At 69.4% G+C, this 15842-nt stretch carries 16 protein-coding genes; 7 read left to right on the top strand and 9 right to left on the bottom strand.

Annotation, left to right across the window (positions count from 1 at the left end; all coding sequences use genetic code 11):
• Positions 1 to 62 precede the first annotated feature (62 nt).
• Positions 63 to 230 carry a DUF3117 domain-containing protein gene (locus BLU81_RS37050; protein ID WP_014447667.1) on the bottom strand — a complete coding sequence of 56 codons (168 nt, stop codon included), beginning with the start codon at positions 228 to 230 and terminating at the stop codon, positions 63 to 65.
• 274 nt (positions 231 to 504) lie between these two features.
• Here BLU81_RS37050 and BLU81_RS37045 point away from each other — a divergent pair, with 274 nt between their 5' ends.
• Both BLU81_RS37045 and BLU81_RS37040 read left to right on the top strand, forming a co-directional pair.
• Positions 505 to 1305, top strand: a complete 801-nt coding sequence (locus BLU81_RS37045) for a PaaX family transcriptional regulator (protein WP_092552190.1) — start codon at positions 505 to 507, stop codon at positions 1303 to 1305.
• 29 nt (positions 1306 to 1334) lie between these two features.
• Positions 1335 to 2135, top strand: a complete 801-nt coding sequence (locus BLU81_RS37040; RefSeq protein ID WP_092552187.1) for an enoyl-CoA hydratase/isomerase family protein — start codon at positions 1335 to 1337, stop codon at positions 2133 to 2135.
• On the opposite strand, the gene BLU81_RS37035 is transcribed toward BLU81_RS37040, so the two are convergent.
• The 5 genes from BLU81_RS37035 to ndhC are packed head-to-tail and all read right to left on the bottom strand — an operon-like array spanning position 2132 to position 4598.
• Positions 2132 to 2644: a hypothetical protein gene (locus tag BLU81_RS37035; RefSeq protein WP_092552184.1), complete on the bottom strand. Its 513-nt coding sequence runs from the start codon at positions 2642 to 2644 to the stop codon at positions 2132 to 2134. The genes BLU81_RS37040 and BLU81_RS37035 overlap by 4 nt on opposite strands.
• 4 nt (positions 2645 to 2648) lie before the next feature.
• Positions 2649 to 3215: a DNA-3-methyladenine glycosylase I gene (locus BLU81_RS37030; RefSeq protein ID WP_197686021.1), complete on the bottom strand. Its 567-nt coding sequence runs from the start codon at positions 3213 to 3215 to the stop codon at positions 2649 to 2651.
• Positions 3212 to 3712 (bottom strand): SRPBCC family protein, encoded by a 501-nt coding sequence (locus BLU81_RS50010; RefSeq protein ID WP_092552181.1) that lies wholly within the window; start codon positions 3710 to 3712, stop codon positions 3212 to 3214. Before BLU81_RS50010 ends, BLU81_RS37030 begins: the two co-directional genes overlap by 4 nt.
• Positions 3709 to 4167 carry a DivIVA domain-containing protein gene (locus tag BLU81_RS37020; protein WP_092552178.1) on the bottom strand — a complete coding sequence of 153 codons (459 nt, stop codon included), beginning with the start codon at positions 4165 to 4167 and terminating at the stop codon, positions 3709 to 3711. The genes BLU81_RS50010 and BLU81_RS37020 overlap by 4 nt, the downstream gene beginning before the upstream one ends.
• 53 nt (positions 4168 to 4220) lie before the next feature.
• Positions 4221 to 4598 carry an NADH-quinone oxidoreductase subunit A gene (gene ndhC / locus BLU81_RS37015; protein WP_092552175.1) on the bottom strand — a complete coding sequence of 126 codons (378 nt, stop codon included), beginning with the start codon at positions 4596 to 4598 and terminating at the stop codon, positions 4221 to 4223.
• A 161-nt stretch (positions 4599 to 4759) separates the two neighbouring features.
• Here ndhC and BLU81_RS37010 point away from each other — a divergent pair, with 161 nt between their 5' ends.
• Together BLU81_RS37010 and BLU81_RS37005 are read left to right on the top strand one after the other, a co-directional pair.
• On the top strand, positions 4760 to 6613 hold the full coding sequence (locus BLU81_RS37010) for a 2-oxoacid:acceptor oxidoreductase subunit alpha (RefSeq protein ID WP_092552172.1): 1854 nt from the start codon (positions 4760 to 4762) through the stop codon (positions 6611 to 6613).
• Positions 6606 to 7616, top strand: coding sequence for a 2-oxoacid:ferredoxin oxidoreductase subunit beta (locus BLU81_RS37005; RefSeq protein ID WP_092552169.1), 1011 nt, complete (start codon positions 6606 to 6608; stop codon positions 7614 to 7616). Before BLU81_RS37010 ends, BLU81_RS37005 begins: the two co-directional genes overlap by 8 nt.
• Positions 7617 to 7643: 27 nt before the next feature.
• Here the strand turns inward: BLU81_RS37005 and BLU81_RS37000 are convergent, their stop codons facing one another.
• Positions 7644 to 8123 carry a phospholipase gene (locus BLU81_RS37000; RefSeq protein ID WP_092552166.1) on the bottom strand — a complete coding sequence of 160 codons (480 nt, stop codon included), beginning with the start codon at positions 8121 to 8123 and terminating at the stop codon, positions 7644 to 7646.
• 95 nt (positions 8124 to 8218) lie between these two features.
• On the opposite strand from BLU81_RS37000, the gene BLU81_RS36995 reads away from it, so the two are divergent.
• Positions 8219 to 9235 carry a potassium channel family protein gene (locus BLU81_RS36995; protein ID WP_092552163.1) on the top strand — a complete coding sequence of 339 codons (1017 nt, stop codon included), beginning with the start codon at positions 8219 to 8221 and terminating at the stop codon, positions 9233 to 9235.
• Between the two features lie 118 nt (positions 9236 to 9353).
• Here the strand turns inward: BLU81_RS36995 and BLU81_RS36990 are convergent, their stop codons facing one another.
• Positions 9354 to 11987, bottom strand: coding sequence for an ATP-binding protein (locus BLU81_RS36990; protein ID WP_092552160.1), 2634 nt, complete (start codon positions 11985 to 11987; stop codon positions 9354 to 9356).
• A 507-nt stretch (positions 11988 to 12494) separates the two neighbouring features.
• Complete coding sequence (locus BLU81_RS36985; protein ID WP_092552157.1) at positions 12495 to 12719, bottom strand: FmdB family zinc ribbon protein; 225 nt, start codon at positions 12717 to 12719, stop codon at positions 12495 to 12497.
• Positions 12720 to 13792: 1073 nt separating this feature from the next.
• On the opposite strand from BLU81_RS36985, the gene BLU81_RS51055 reads away from it, so the two are divergent.
• On the top strand, positions 13793 to 14659 hold the full coding sequence (locus BLU81_RS51055; protein WP_231953699.1) for a lytic transglycosylase domain-containing protein: 867 nt from the start codon (positions 13793 to 13795) through the stop codon (positions 14657 to 14659).
• A gap of 108 nt (positions 14660 to 14767) precedes the next feature.
• Entirely contained in the window at positions 14768 to 15784 is a 1017-nt protein-coding gene (locus BLU81_RS36975) for a GNAT family N-acetyltransferase (protein WP_092552154.1), read from the top strand.
• Positions 15785 to 15842: the final 58 nt, after the last annotated feature.

Here is a 15842-nt window from a genome sequence, read left to right as displayed (position 1 = left end):
CCATAAGACGTGGAAAGCCCGCCGGTACGGGCGGTACCGTACCGGCGGGCTCGCGTGAAACGTCAGCCGGCGATCGACTTCAACGCGTCACCCAGCGCGTTGGCCTCGTCCGGGGTCATCTCCACGACGAGACGGCCACCACCCTCCAGCGGGACGCGCATCACGATGCCACGACCCTCCTTGGTGACCTCCAGCGGACCATCGCCCGTCCGCGGCTTCATCGCCGCCATCTTGTCTCCCCTCAGACCTACGTCAGGGTCGGTGGGTTGCCCCACAGCCACTTGCTCCTGGAATGCCAGCAGCCACGTCACGTGCTCAGCCCCACGCGACGCGGTGCTCGTTTCCGATCGGCGGCCCGCTCAGGCCGTTTCACGTCTTCACGCGTCGCAGCCCACCGTGCCGATCAAACATTTTCCCTGATGAACACCGGCGAACCCAAACCCAGCCCGGGCGGATGTGACAGCGTCTAGCATATCGCCTTTCCTGCTGTCACAATGTGCGGTCATGCAGGCGCGGTCCGCACTCTTCGACCTGTACGGTGACTATCTGCGCGCTCGTGGGTCCCGAGCCCCCGTCTCCGCCCTGGTCAGGCTGCTCGCACCGCTCGACATCGCGGCGCCGGCGGTGCGCACCGCCGTGTCCCGAATGGTGCGGCAGGGATGGCTGCATCCGCTGCGCCTCGCCTCCGGACCGGGGTACGTTCTCACCCCGAAAGCCGCGCGACGACTCGATGAGGCGGCCGCCAGGGTGTACCGGATCGGTCGTGGCGGCTGGGACGGCCGCTTCGACATGATCCTGCTGCACGAGCCGGTCCCGCGGCCGGAAGTGACCCGCCTCACCTATCTGGGCTACGGATCACTCAGCGATCAGGTATGGGTGGCACCACGACCGTCCGACGAGGTGGAACCGGCTTTGCGGGAGGCCGGCGTGGGCTTCGACCGGTTCAGTGCCGCGCACACGGCCGGGCCGGGAATCATCGACCGGGCCTGGGATCTCCGGCGAATCGGGCAGTCGTACGAGGAGTTCACCGCGTCATTGCACCCCGTCGTCAAAGCGATCACTCCACGTAGTACCGACGAGGAGGCGTACGCGGCGAGGTTCCGGCTGGTCCAGGCGTGGCGCGCGGTCCTCTTCGCCGACCCGCAACTGCCGGCCGCGCTGCTGCCTCCGGGCTGGCCCGGGATCAAGGCCGCCGGATTCTTCGACAAGCACGCCGTACGTCTACGCCCGGCCGCTGACCGGCACGTAGAGCGCTGCTTGCACGATGCCGCTCGTGGAGTTCGTGTGGGATTCTCAGAGACATGACCGCCATCCAACCGCCCCACCCGCCGCCCATGAACGGACTGAAGGCGGATTCCCTACTTGTCGACCGCACCGACGCCGTCGTCACGCTGACCCTGAACCGTCCCGAGGCGATGAACAGCTTCACCGTCGACCTCAAGGAGGCGCTGCGGGACACCCTCGCCTCGCTGGAGAGCGACCGGACGTGCCGGGCCATCGTGCTGACCGGGGCGGGCGGCGCCTTCTGCGGCGGTCAGGACCTGAAAGAGCACGCCACCCTGCTCCAGGCCGGGTCCACCGACCTCAACACGGTCCAGCTGCACTACAACCCGATCGCGCAGCGTCTGGCGAACATGCCGAAGCCGGTGATCGCGGCGGTGCGCGGGATGGCCGCGGGAGCGGGCGCCTCGCTGGCGATGCTCGCCGACTTCCGGATCGGCGGCCCGAAGACCAGTTTCCTGATGGCGTTCGCCAACGTGGGCCTGGCCGGTGACAGTGGCATCTCCTGGTCGCTGCCGCGGATCGTGGGGCACGCCAAGGCGGTCGAACTGCTGCTGCTCGCCCGGCCGGTGAAAGCCGCCGAGGCCGACCGGATCGGCATGCTGACCGAGCTCCTGGAGGACGACGAGCAGGTCCTGCCACGGGCCCAGGAGCTGGCCGCGCGGCTGGCGGCCGGCCCGACGGTGGCCTACGGCGCGATCAAGCGGGAGCTGTCGATCGCCACCGCCGGCACGCTCTCCGACGCCCTGGCGGCCGAGGCCCAGGCCCAGGCGATCTGCGGCGCGACCGCGGACCACCAGGCCGCGGTCGGCGCCTTCCTGAACAAGCAGAAGCCCGCGTACCAGGGCCGCTAGTCGTCTTCTTCGTCTTCTTCCTCGGGGTCCTGGTTCTTCTCGGCCCCGAGGACGAAGGCCTGCATCGCCAGCTCGTCACCGGACGGCCAGACATAGGTCGGCAGCTCGGCCGGGCCCAGCTCCAGCACGTGCGACCAGAACTGGCGCACCGCCTCCGCCGGGTTCACCGCCTCGATCGGCAGCGCAACGCTGACCAGCCATTCCTTCTTGTCGGCCAGACCGCCGAGCGCCCGGGAGAACCGCTGGAACGTCGCCTCGTCGACCAGGCCGTTCGCCAGGCCCACGGCCGGGACCGGCGCGTCGAAGGCCCGCCGCAGGTACCACAGAGCCAGTTCGCCGCCGTCTGCCTTCTCCACCCGGGCCAGGGCCACGACCTGTTCCTCGGCGACCAGCAGCACCTCGTCACCGACCTCGGCGGCGAAGACGGCCGGCACCGTCACCGCGTCGTGCTGGAACAACCGCTCGGTCGCCCACTGCCCTTCCGGAATGATCACCACGAACTGAGCCATGGTGTCATCTCATCACGGGCACCCAGCAGTCCGTGAGGTGGTCGTCGACCATGCCGGTGGCCTGCATCAACGCGTACGCGGTGGTGGGTCCGACGAACTTGAACCCGGTCTTCTTGAGCGCCTTGGCCAGGGCCGTGGACTCCGGTGTGACCGCCGGGACATCGGCGCGGGTGAGTGGCCGGTCCCGTTTCGCCGGCGCGAACGACCAGAGCAGCCCGGTCAGGTCCAGCTCGGCCGCGACCCGGGCGTTGTGCAGGGCCGCGTCGACCTTCATCCGGTTCCGGACGATGCCCGTGTCGGCCATCAGCCGGACCGCGTCGGCCTCGGTGAACTCCGCCACCTTCGCGATCGAGAACCCGGCGAACGCGGCCCGGAACGCCGGCCGCTTGCGCAGGATCGTGATCCAGGACAGGCCGGACTGGAAGGCCTCCAGGGTGAGCCGTTCGAAGAGCGCGTCGTCGCCGCGGACCGCCTTGCCCCACTCGTCGTCGTGGTAGGCCGCGTAGTCGGGCGTGCTGCCACCCCAGGAGCAGCGGGCCCGGCCGTCGGCGCCGACCACGACGTCAGTCACGGCAACCGGCCCTGCTCGACCAGGCGGGCGAAGCGTTTCAGGGCGCCGGTGAACCCGAGTTTCGACCCCGGCCAGAGCACCGGCCAGGCGATCTTGCCAACCGCGCCGGCCGGCAGGTGAAACCATTCATGCAAGACGATCTGGGTACGGTCCCCGGACATCGCCGTGCACCGCATCGCACCCGGTCCCCGCAGCACCGTGCCGCAGTGCACGACCCGCAGTTCGTACGGCGCGTTGACCTTGACCACCTGAAGCTCGTCCCGGAGCACCGCCGGGCCGATCGCGGTGATCGCCTCGACCAGGCTGCCCTCGCCGCCGTCGCCCTCGACCACCCGGACCCGGGTGAACGGGATCCACTCGGACTGACCCTCCCAGTTCATGAACGCGGCGAACACCTTGGCGGCCGGCGCGTTGACGATCACCGTGGCGGTGAACTCGCCGGAACCGGGACTGGCCGGGTCACCCAGACCTGGGCCGGCCTCCGCGTCGTTGCTCATCGTTTCTCCACGGGTTCCGGCTCGATCTCGATGACCGGCGCGTCGGGAGCCGGCGGGACCGGGACGAGCGCGTCCGACTGCGGGGCCGTGGACGGGGCGAGCGCCGCCTCACGGGCCCGGCGAAGCGCGTCGGCTTCCTCCAGACGGCCCTCGCGCAGGGCGGTGACCTCGGCCTCGAGCACGCCGATCAGCTCGCCCTTGTAGCCGATGTCGTAGGCGGCCCGCTGCAGGGCCTGATCGACCTGTGCCATCCGGTAACCCCGCAGCACGGTGTCGAACCTGGTCCGGGAGATGTCGTCCTCACCGAGCGGACGGTCGCCGGGCAGCGGGATCGCACGGCCGTCGGGCTCGACCGGGGTCAGCCCGGGGTCGCCCCCACTCAACAGGACGGTCACGCCGAAGACGATCGTCGCGACGACGAGAGCCACGACGATGAAGAGGAGAAGCTGACCCATGCGCACGATGTTGACATGTCCGCTTTCCGGTGGCGAGCCCGCCACCCCCAGCGTCAGGTCCAGTGCAGGATCCGCTTCCGCCACGCGTAGAGGATGCCCAGGGCCAGCACGGCCACGAAGATGCCCATCTCCGCGATCGCGAGCCCGCCGAAACCCGGCCGGTCGAAGATCAGTGCCCAGGGAAAGAGAAATACCGCTTCAACTGCGAAAAGCACATAAAGGTACGCGTACACGTAGTACCGGATCTGCGCCTGCGCCCAGTCGCCGCCGACCGGATCGATGCCGCTCTCGTACGAGATCCGCTTGCCCGGGGGTTCGGCCGGGTTCGCGGGCCGGAGCAGGCGGTTCGCCCCGAACGCGGCCACGAACAGCAGCACCCCGGCCGCCAGCAACAAGCCGAGGAGGGCGTACGAACCCAGATATCCCGCCACGATCGTGCAGCCTACCGAAGACCACTAGCTCGCTGCGGCACCACGTGGCTACTGTGGGCAACGGTCCGGGACCACTTCGTAAGGAGTGGCGACGTAATGTGGAAGTGACGATTTGCGGACCTGGGCATCGACGGACGTCCGCGCCTTTGGGAGGTTGAACCGTGGCCGCTTCCGCGAAGCGAGTCGAGCAGCTGGACCGGGTGATCATCCGATTCGCCGGCGACTCCGGCGACGGTATGCAGCTCACCGGTGACCGCTTCACATCCGAGACCGCCCAGCTCGGCAACGACATCTCGACGTTGCCGAACTTCCCGGCGGAGATCCGCGCACCGGCCGGGACCCTGCCCGGGGTCTCCAGTTTCCAGGTGCACTTCGCCGACTACGACATCCTGACGCCCGGCGACGCGCCCGACGTCCTGGTGGCGATGAACCCGGCCGCGCTCAAGGCCAACGTGGCCGACCTGCCGCCCGGTGCCGACATCATCGTCAACACCGACGAGTTCACCCGCCGTAACCTGGCCAAGGTCGGCTATTCGGCCAGCCCGCTGGAGGACGGCTCGCTCGCCGCGTTCGCCGTGCACCCGGTCGCGCTGACCTCGCTGACCGTCGGCGCCCTGACCGACCTCGGCGTCGCCAAGAAGGACGGCGAACGCGCCAAGAACATGTTCGCCCTCGGCCTGCTGAGCTGGATGTACTCGCGGCCGTTCGAGTCGACACTGCGCTTCCTGGAGCGCAAGTTCGCCAAGCGCCCGGACCTGGTCGCCGCGAACAAGGCCGCGTTCCAGGCCGGCTGGAACTACGGCGAGACCACCGAGTTGTTCTCGGTGCGCTACGAGATCAAACCGGCCAAGATGAGCCCCGGCACCTATCGCAACATCACCGGCAACCAGGCGCTCGCGCTCGGGCTGGTGGCCGCCGCGGTGCGGTCCGGGCTGCCGCTCTTCCTCGGCGCCTACCCGATCACCCCGGCCTCGGACATCCTGCACGAGCTGTCCAAGCACAAACGGTTCGGCGTCACCACGATGCAGGCCGAGGACGAGATCGCGGCGATCGGAGCGGCGCTGGGCGCGGCGTATGGCGGCGCCCTCGGGGTCACCACCACCTCCGGGCCGGGTGTGGCACTCAAGGGCGAGACGATCTCGCTGGCCGTCGCGCTGGAGCTGCCGCTGGTGATCGTGGACGTGCAGCGGGCCGGCCCGTCCACCGGCATGCCGACCAAGACCGAGCAGGCCGACCTCAACATGGCGCTGTTCGGGCGGCACGGTGAGGCCCCGCTCGCGGTGATCGCCCCCAAGTCGCCGTCGGACTGCTTCCACGCGGCACTGGAGGCGGCCCGGATCGCGCTGACCTATCGCACCCCGGTCATTCTGCTGTCCGACAACTACGTGGCCAACGGATCCGAACCGTGGCTACTGCCGTCCGTCGGCGAACTGCCCGACCTGCGGGTCGCGTTCGCCACCGCGCCGAACACCGACGACGGGCGCTTCCTGCCGTACCTGCGCGATCCTGAAACGATGGCCCGGCCGTGGGCCGTGCCCGGCACGCCCGGCCTGGAGCACCGCATCGGCGGTCTGGAAAAGGCCGACAAGACCGGCGACATCTCGTACGACCCGGCCAACCACGAATTCATGGTCCGCACCCGGCAGGCCCGCATCGAGGCGATCAGCGTGCCGGACGTGGACGTGGAGGACCCGTCCGAGGACGCGACCGTGCTGGTCCTCGGCTGGGGCTCCACCTACGGCCCGATCGGTGCCGCCTGCCGCACGCTGCGCCAGCGGGGCCTCTCGATCGCCCAGGCGCATCTGCGGCATCTGTCGCCGCTGCCGGCCAACCTCGGCGAGGTGCTCGCGGGTTACGACAGAGTCGTCGTCCCGGAGATGAACCTCGGTCAGCTCGCCGCGGTGATCCGAGCCCGGTATCTCGTCGACGCGGTTCCGTTCAACCAAGTCAGCGGACTTCCGTTCACCGCCGCAACGCTGGAGAGCATGCTCGAGGACGTGGTCAAGAATGGCTGAGACGGTCGCGGTGAAACTGACCGCCAAAGACTTCAAATCCGACCAGGAAGTGCGCTGGTGCCCCGGCTGCGGGGACTACGCGATCCTCGCCGCGGTGCAGCAGTTCATGCCGGAACTGGGCATCCCCCGGGAGAACATCGTCTTCGTCTCCGGGATCGGCTGCTCGTCCCGGTTCCCGTACTACATGAACACCTACGGGATGCACTCGATCCACGGGCGGGCCCCGGCCATCGCGACCGGGCTGTCCACATCCCGCCCCGACCTGAGCGTCTGGGTGGTGACCGGGGACGGCGACGCCCTGTCGATCGGCGGCAACCACCTGATCCACGCCCTGCGGCGCAACGTGAACCTGAAGATCCTGCTCTTCAACAACCGGATCTACGGTCTGACCAAGGGTCAGTACTCGCCCACCTCGGAACTCGGCAAGATCACCAAGTCGACGCCGGTCGGATCGGCGGACTCCCCGTTCAACCCGCTGTCACTGGCCCTCGGCGCGGAGGCGACCTTCGTGGCCCGGACCATCGACTCCGACCGTAAACACCTCCAGTCGGTGCTGCGGGCCGCCGCCGCCCACGAGGGCTCGGCGTTCGTCGAGATCTATCAGAACTGCAACATCTTCAACGATGGCGCCTTCGACCTGATCAAGGACGCGTCCACCCGCGACGAACACCTGATCCGCCTCGAACAGGGTTCACCGATCACCTTCGGGAATCTGAACGTCGTCCACCCGGAAGGCAGCTTCGGCCTGAAAGTCCAGGAAGGCGGCACCCCGATCGTCCACGACGCGACCGTCGAGGACCCGGCGTACGCCTTCGCCCTCAGCCGGCTCTCCGGCTCCGACCTGGGCACCACCCCGATCGGCGTGTTCCGCGACGTGCGGCGCCCGTCCTACGACGAGATCGTCCGCAAACAGGTCCACGACGCGAAGGCCCAGGCCACCGGCACCCCCGAAGAGATGCTCGACCAGCTCCTCAACACCGGCGACACCTGGACGATCCTCTGACGGGCTCGCTGAGCGCGCCGTAGGCCGTCAGATCGCGGGTGTCGGGGGCTGGGTTCTGGGGAGTAGGCGCACCGCTTCGAAGTAGGTGAAGGCGGTCGCGTTGCAGAACGGCTGGGCGGCCAGGCGGCGGGCGTCGCAGATTCGGCGCAGATCGGCTCGGAAGACCTCGTCGATGCGTTTCTTGTGCTGGGCGAAAGTGGTCCGGTAGTTGCGGTAGCCGAAGTCGTGGTGGCGGCAGGCGTCGGAGAAGTCGAAGCCGAGCGGTGTCTCGGGCGCCCGGGTGCAGAGGTCGGTGGACCAGTCGAAGTGGTAGGCGGCCCAGCGTTTTCGGTGGGACCGGGCTGCCTTCCAGGCGGCGGTGCTCTCCGCGGTCGGCTGGGTCCAGGCGGCCAGGATCTCGGCTCGATCGCTGGTCACCGGAGTTGCAGGCGGCAGTGTGGCCGCGGACGCCGGAACGGCAGGGAGCAGCGTGGCGGTGAGGGCCGCTATGGCCACGAGTCGGGGCATGTGGGACCTCCAGCACGCGGCCGGTGGGCTGATGTGATCTCCTACCGATGAGAGCTCAAGCTTGACGGTTAAGGTGATCGCGTGCAGGCGGTTCCATGATTCATCTACCTAGGGTCCGTCAAGGGCCGTTGCGGGCCCTCGGGCTGCGGCTGTTGATGGCGTGTTCCCTGATTCTGGTCTCGGTCGCGGTCATCTACTCCGACCGGGACGGTTATCGGGACGTCAACGAGGACGGGCTGACCCTGCTCGACTGCTTCTACTATGCGGTCGTCTCGCTCTCCACCACCGGCTACGGCGACATCACCCCGGCGACTCAGAGCGCCCGCCTGGTGAACGTCCTGTTCATCACGCCCGCCCGGGTCCTCTTCCTGATCATCCTGGTCGGCACCACACTGGAGGTGCTGACCGACCAGTACCGCAAGGGTCTGCGTGTCGCCCGGTGGAGGAGCAAGTTGAAGGACCACGTGATCATCTGCGGTTACGGCACCAAGGGCCGGGCCGCGGTCGCCGCACTGCTGGAGACCGGTTACGACAAGAACCGCATCGTCATCGTCGAGAACCGTGAAGGTGGCGTCCGGCAGGCTCAGGCCAGCGGTTTCGTGGTGATCGAGGGTGATGCCACCCGGTCGTCGGTGCTGAACGAGGCGGATGTGAAGAACGCCAAGTCGGTCATCATCGCCACCGACCGCGACGAGGCCTCGGTGCTGATCACGCTGACCGTCCGCCAGCTGACCGCCGGTCAGGTCCGGATCATCGCCGCGGTCCGTGAGCAGGAGAACGCGGCGCTGCTCAAACAGAGCGGCGCCCACCACGTGATCGTGTCGTCGTCGACGGCCGGCCGCCTGCTCGGTCTGACCACCACCGCGCCGCCGCTGATCGACGTGGTGGAGGACCTGTTGACACCGGGTCAGGGCATGGCGCTGGCGATGCGCTCGGCCGAGCGGGCCGAGGTGGGCCGTAACCCCCGGCAGCTGGTGACGCTGGTGGTGGCCCTGATCCGCCGGGGCAAGGTGCTGCCGCTGGGCGGCGAGCAGGCCGTCACGATCGAGACCGGCGACCTGCTGGTCTACATCCGCGATGACGAGTCCGTCTCCAACGGGGTCTCCGTCTGAGCCACCGCATTCGGCCCGGCGGTCGCGGGTCGGCCGGGACCGGCGGCCCGCCTCGCGGGGACGAGGCAGGACCGGTAGCTGCGGTTGTCGGGCCGGGTGGCGTACCAGAAGAAGTGTTTTATCGCACTATCTGGGCGAAGCGGACAGCTCCGTTCTCCAGGTCGGGGTGTTCCACGGCCAAGGCCATCGCGACTATCCGATCGAAGCCCAGGCTCGCGCCGTCCGCGTAGGCCTCGTCGAAGGCCGCGTCGCCGAGCAGCTCCCGCAGCGACGCCTGACGGGCCGACCAGAAAGCGCCGAACGATTCGGTACGCCGGGCGCCGCATGCCGCTTCGGCACCGCCGAACAGCACTGTGGCAGTCGCCGGATCGCCGCCGAACGCGCAGCGCACCGCGATCGCGGCCACCGCGTCAGCGGCCGCACCCCGGAAGCCGTGCCGCAACCGGGACCGCAACGCCACCACCAGGTGATCGTGGGCGGCGACCAGGTCACCACGGCGGAGCGCCACCATGCCGAGCAGCCAGTCCACCGCCCGCCGGCCGCGGTCCTCGGGACGCGCCGCCTCCAGCTGGCGGGCCGCGCCCAGCAGATCGGCGGCCTCGGTGACGGCCTCACGCCGCCAGAGCAGTTCGGCCAGGGTCAGGACGGCGGGGAAGGCCGCGTTCGGCACCCCGGAACGTTCCGCCTCGGCTATCACCTCGCGACAGTCGCTCTCGGCGGCTGCCGGATCGTCGCCGGACAGCGTCAGGCGGACCGCCCGGACCCGGACCTGCAGCGCCTCGTCGCCGGAGCTCCCGGCCTCCGCCTCGGCCCGTGCCAGGAACCGCTCCCGCTCGGCCCGCTCGTCGGCGAGCCCCGCGTGCACCAGATAGGTTCGCGCCAGGTCGGCGGCGGTCACCCGGCCCACGGCGGCCGGCAGATGCCGGTACAAGGCGGCCAGCAGCTCACGGCCCTCCCGGCGGGCGTCGTCGTGTTCGCGCCACCAGGGTTCCAGGGCGGCGGCAAGGCGCAGACCGGCCGGTACGTCACCGGTGGCCGAGGCCCAGCGCAACGCCGACTGCCATTCCGGTACGAGTGGGCCCAGCTCGGTCAGTGACACTGTCCGGATCTGATCGTCGCTGTCCACGGCGGCCCGATCCAGCGCGTGCAACGCCCAGGTCAGATGACTCGCCCGGACGGCAGCCTCCTCACCGGTGGCCGCGAGTTGGCGCAGAGCGTACGCCCGCACCTGGTCGGACATCCGATAACTGGGGCCGGGCGCCACCTCCACCAGGGACTTGTCGGCGAGTTCGGAGAGCGCGCCGAGCGCACCCGGATCACACCACTCCACAGTCGTCAGATCGACCGGCCCGGCGAAGACCGCGAGCCGCCGCAGCAGACCGGCGGCCCGGTTGCCCAGCGTGCGGTACGACCAGGCCAGATTGTTGGTCAGGCTGGCGTGCCGGCCGTCGCCGGCGGCATCGTTGTCGAGCGCGCCGAGCGGATCGTCGAGACGGCGGGCCAACTGTTCGGCGGGCAGCAACCGCAGCCGGGCGGCGGCGAGCTGAATAGCCAGAGGCGAACCCTCCAACCGGGCCGCCAGCCGCGCCAACTGCGAGTCACCATCACCGGGGCGTCCGCCCTGCGCTGCCGCCGCACGGTCCCGGAGCAGCGCGAACGCGTCCGCCGGAACAAGCGGCGGGATCCGCCACACGGTCTCCCCCGGCAGCGCCAGCGGCGACCGGCCGGTAGCCACCACATCGAGCCGCCGGCAGCGGCTGAGCAGCCGGTGCGCCAGCGTCGCGGTCAGCGCCGGGGCGGCGTCACAGGTCTGCACGATGACGAGCATCCGGCGTTCGGCGCACTGTTCCACCACCGTGTCGATCATCGGCCGGCCCGGTTCCGGGCGCAGGCCCAGAGCGGCGGCGAGAGCGGCCGGCAGTCCTTGCGCGGCGTTTGCGGCATCGATCGTCCAAACCCCGCCCGGGTACGCCGGGAGAAGCTGCTCGCCCACCGCACTCGCCAGCCGCGTCTTACCGGAACCGCCCGGGCCCACCACTGTGACCAGGCGGTTCCGGCTGATCAGCTCGGACAGTTCGGCGATCTCAGCCCGGCGCCCCACAAACGGGCTGTGCTCGGCCGGCAGATTGTGCCGGGGCGCCTGCCCGGTCCGCGGGTGCGGGAACTCCCGCTCCAGACCGGGAGCGATCACCTGGAACAGCCGCTCGTCGTCGTCGAACCCCCGCAGCCGGAACGCACCCAGGTCGACCAGATCCACCGTGGCCAGAGTCGCGGCGGCCGCGGTACCCGCCGTCGCGGTCGCCGTCGCATAGGTGGCGGTCACCGCCACGGCCGTCGCCTCCGAACACAGCACCTGACCGCCGTGCGCCGCCGCCGACACCCGCGCCGCCCGGTGCACCTCGGCACTCGCGTACTCCTGGCCGACCGGATTCGCCCGCCCGGTGTGCAGTCCCATCCGGACCAGCGGCACCGCGTCGTGCCGCGGCCAGTCGTGAGCAGACAGTCGCCGCTGCGCCTCCACACACGCCGCGAGCGCCGCGTCAGCGTTCGAGAACGCCACGAAAAAGGAGTCACCCTCGGTTAGGAGTTCGACACCATCGAAGTCTTTGAACACAGCGCGTAGCACTGTTCGATGCGCATTGAGAACGCTCCGGTAGGCCGCACCGAGCATCCGGGCAAGCCGCGTCGAGCCCTCGATGTCGGTGAACATAAAGGTCACCAGGCCACTGGGTAGCTCGATCCGTCCCGACACGGTGGAACCTCCGCCCCTTTCTGGGAAGTCGCGACTCATGGTGCCGTATCTCTGCGTTACCGCCCATCGTAGAAACGGACGGTGATCACTAGCCCGTCGCGGCCGACCCCTTACGGAGGACATCGTGGTCGTGCATCGACCGGAGGCATACGGGACTACGCGTCTCGTAACGAAAGAGATCGAACGCGGAAACGCCGTGCGGGAGCAAAACCGCCAGGGCGTTCGGGTCTACCCGTAAGAGGCATCGGATCGGCACCCGGAGCGAGGACGGCGTCACCGGACGAAGTCGACAGTGATCACCATGGTCGCTGAGGGGCGGGCGTTTCGCAGGCGAATTCTCGGGTTGGTGATCTGGGGTTCGCACCCCGCGTGTGCGCTTCGCCGTTCTTCGCTTCTTGGTTGGGCGCGCTTCGCCGTGCGTTCTTCGTCGGCCGCTTCGTCGGCGTGGGCTCTGCGCTCTTCCGGGCCGCACGGGCGGGCGGGACACGACCATGCGGCCCGGGGCGGTCAGCAGCAGCCGCCGCCACCGCAACAACCGCCGCCTCCACCGCCTCCAGCTGCCGGGGCAGGTCGGGCCGGGCCTCCGCGGCCCATGACGGCGACTGTGGACAGCAGCTTCACAGTGTCGCCGTGGCCCTCCGGACAGGCCGCCGGCTGGCTGGCCTCACTCATCGGGCGACTGACTTCGAAATCGGCGCCACAGGCGCGACAGCGGAACTCGTAACGCGGCATCCGACCAGCGTAGAACCCCTGCCTCGAAGCACGCTCAGGGAGTTGTCCACAGGGCCTTCACGGCATCCCCGATAGTGGTTTCCGGCGGGTAGGGTCGACGCGTGGCGGAGGCACGGAAAGACCCAGAAGAGCAGCCAGCCCCGGCACCGCATCAGGGCGGGCCCCTGGGGAGTTCCGGCGCGGCCCCGGCCGATCCATCCTCCACCGCGGGGCCGTTCTCTACCGCGGGGCCGTCTTCCACCTCACGGCCGGCCGAGCCGATCGCGCAGTCCACGGGGGGATTCCCTGCGGTTACTCCTCTCCCTGAGGCCAAGCCGTTCCCCGCCGGTAAGCCGTTCCCGGACCTGGCCGCCAGTTCGGGAAGCGCGACCGAAGAGCCAGCCATGACCGAAGAGCATGCCCCTGCTGAAAAGCCCGGCACGACCGAAAGGCCCGCAGCGGCCGAGGGGCACGGCACGACCCGGGAACCCAGCGGGACCGAGAAACCCGCCGCAACTGGGAAGCCCGGCACGGCCCAAGAGCCCAGCGGGATCGAGAAACCATCCGCTGCTCAGAAACCCAGCGCGGCCGAGAAGGCCACTGCGACTGGGCAATCCGGTGCGATCGGGAAGCCTGCTGAGACCGGGCTGCTTCGGGCCGCTGCGCCCGACGGTGACAGTGCCAAGCCGAAAGGGAGTGCCGCGACGGCCTCGACAGGTGAGTCGGCGGGTTCCGGCACGAAGCCTGGCGGGGACGTGCCGGATATGAGTTCTGGCGCGGCAGCCGCTGGCAAGGGGACCGCTGGAACGGCGGCGGGGCCGACAGTGGCTGATGGAGCAGCAGCGGCGGTTGGATCAGCAGCGGCTGCAGGCACGACAGCGGCTGGGACGACAGCGGCGGCGGGAACAGCGACCGGAACGGCGGCGGCCGAGACGGCTGGGACGGCGGCGGCTGGAACGGCGACTGGGCGGACGGGGTGGGGGCGGCCGGTTCGTGCGCTTGGGTGGGTTGGGCGTGGGGTCGGGTCGGCGGGGCGTGGGGTTGTGTCGTGGGGGCGGGGGCCCAGTGGGCGGGTCGTCATTCCGGGGGTTCTGGTGGCGGCGCTGGTTGTCACGGCTGTGGCTTCGGGGGCCTATCTGGTGCCGAAAGCGCTGGAGGCGGCGCCGGCGCCCAGTGTGACTCCACGGTTCGGTGAGAGTGGGCAAGGGGCGGTGCCGCCGGTGTTGGAGTCGGCGGGCGGGCTGCCGGGGGCGGGTGGTCTGCCGCCCAGCTATCCGGTTCCGGGGCTCGGCACGGGGCTGCCTGGCACGGGACTGCCGGGGGTGGGACTACCTGGGGTGGGTGTGTCGGGACTGCCGGGGTATACGCAACCCACGGTGGCGGCTGTTCGGCCGGCTGACGCTCTGGCGGGCTGGGCTGAGCAGGTCGGGACCAAAGTGGGCGTTCCGGTGGTCGCGGTGCAGGCCTACGGGTATGCCGAGCTTGTTGCCACGCAGACCACGCCTACCTGCCGGTTGAGTTGGACCACGCTGGCCGCGATCGGGAAGGTCGAGTCGTCGCACGGCAGCTACAACGGGGCGGTACTGCGGGCTGACGGGGTGGCGGAGCCGACGATCTACGGGCTGCCGATGGACGGGAAAGGTGGGCGGCGGCTGATCGCCGACACTGATCGGGGGGCCCTGGACGGGGACACCACGTTCGACCGGGCGATCGGGCCGATGCAGTTCCTTCCGGCTACCTGGCAGGAGAACGCGATCGACGCGGACCGGGACGGGGTGGCGAACCCCAATGACATCGACGACGCGGCGCTGACCGCCGCGGTCTACCTGTGCAAGGGCGGGCGGGACATGTCGCGGGCCGATTCCTGGTGGGAGGCGATCCTGTCGTACAACGCGGTTCAGCCGCACGCGCAGAAGGTCTTCACCACGGCCGACGAATACGGGCGTCGTAGCCAGTCGTGATCACGGTGCGATGAGAGATCGGCGATCTTTACGACGCTGTGTGATGGGCTCTGTACTTTTGCGTGGTCAGGACTTCCCTCCGGGTCGTACAAACGGCACGATGTACTAGTGAGGGTGCGTGAATGGGATCCCCGCTCAGCGTCCGCGGCCGAGGTCGACTCGCTCGTGGAGACGGTGAACGCGGTCCTGGCGGCCGATCTCCCGGAGGATCCACCCTGGCGGGACGTGCAGGTCAGGGAGTATCTGGCCGAAACCATGCCGGGCGAACGGCGGATCACTTGGGTGGCCGAGGACGACCGGCTTCCCGAGGGCGCCGGCAAGATCTTCGCGCACGTCAACATCCTGCTGCTCGGCGACATCGGGGTGCTGGAAGTGGTGGTGCGGCCCGAGTTGCGGCGCCGTGGCCTGGGCCGGCAGCTGGTCGCGATGGCGGTTCGCCGTGCCTATCTGGAGGGTTTCTCCTCGATCGGCGTGGAGGCGATCGGGGGCACTCCGGCGATCCCGTTCTACGAGTCGCTGGGCTTCGAGCGGGAGTATGTGGAGACTCGCAGCGTCCTCAACCTGGACTCGGTCGACTGGCTGACCCTCGGTGGCATGGCCAGTGGAATCAGTTCCGGCTACCGAGTGGAGTATCACCCGGGCGGTCCGCCGGATCATCTGCTGGACGCCTACGCGCAGGCGAAAGCCGAGGCGCAACGGGATGACGACGACCTGGACCTGGCACCGCGGTCCTCGGATCCGCAACGGTTGCGGGAGTCGCTGGAGACTTTGCACCGACGCGGACTGAGTCCGTACATCGTGCTCGCCATCCACGAGGCGACCGGTGCGGTGGCCGGCCTGACCGAGGTGGTGGTACCGGCGCAGCATCCGGAGCGCGCCGATCAGTACGACACGATCGTCGTCCGGGAGCACCGTGGTTATGGCATCGACCGGGCGATCAAGGCTCGGATGCTGTTCGAGTTGCGGGCCGCCGAGCCGACGTTGCGTCAGGTGCAGACGTGGAACGCCCAGCACAACGAGTCGATGCTGAAGGTGAACGCCGAGTTGGGCTACCAGTCCGATCGGGACTGGTTCGAGTACATCGCCGATGTGACCCAGCTGGTCCAGCGCTTCGAGCTGAGCTGAGCGTGGCTACTTAGGGTGCGATTCGCACCCTAAGTAGCCACACAAGAGGGCGCGACGC

The sequence above is a fragment of the Actinoplanes derwentensis genome (assembly GCF_900104725.1).
Lineage (GTDB): Bacteria > Actinomycetota > Actinomycetes > Mycobacteriales > Micromonosporaceae > Actinoplanes > Actinoplanes derwentensis.
The sequence above is the reverse complement of the archived record's forward strand: the minus strand, read 5'-3'. Positions and strand labels throughout refer to the sequence as shown.

Excerpts from the sequence above, each read along its gene's own strand:
- BLU81_RS37050 (WP_014447667.1), bottom strand. The coding sequence starts at position 230 with ATGGCGGCGATGAAGCCGCGGACGGGCGATGGTCCGCTGGAGGTCACC.
- BLU81_RS37045 (WP_092552190.1), top strand. The coding sequence starts at position 505 with ATGCAGGCGCGGTCCGCACTCTTCGACCTGTACGGTGACTATCTGCGC.
- BLU81_RS37040 (WP_092552187.1), top strand. The coding sequence starts at position 1,335 with ATGAACGGACTGAAGGCGGATTCCCTACTTGTCGACCGCACCGACGCC.
- BLU81_RS37035 (WP_092552184.1), bottom strand. The coding sequence starts at position 2,644 with ATGGCTCAGTTCGTGGTGATCATTCCGGAAGGGCAGTGGGCGACCGAG.
- BLU81_RS50010 (WP_092552181.1), bottom strand. The coding sequence starts at position 3,712 with ATGAGCAACGACGCGGAGGCCGGCCCAGGTCTGGGTGACCCGGCCAGT.
- BLU81_RS37020 (WP_092552178.1), bottom strand. The coding sequence starts at position 4,167 with ATGGGTCAGCTTCTCCTCTTCATCGTCGTGGCTCTCGTCGTCGCGACG.
- BLU81_RS37005 (WP_092552169.1), top strand. The coding sequence starts at position 6,606 with ATGGCTGAGACGGTCGCGGTGAAACTGACCGCCAAAGACTTCAAATCC.
- BLU81_RS37000 (WP_092552166.1), bottom strand. The coding sequence starts at position 8,123 with ATGCCCCGACTCGTGGCCATAGCGGCCCTCACCGCCACGCTGCTCCCT.
- BLU81_RS36995 (WP_092552163.1), top strand. The coding sequence starts at position 8,219 with ATGATTCATCTACCTAGGGTCCGTCAAGGGCCGTTGCGGGCCCTCGGG.
- BLU81_RS36985 (WP_092552157.1), bottom strand. The coding sequence starts at position 12,719 with ATGCCGCGTTACGAGTTCCGCTGTCGCGCCTGTGGCGCCGATTTCGAA.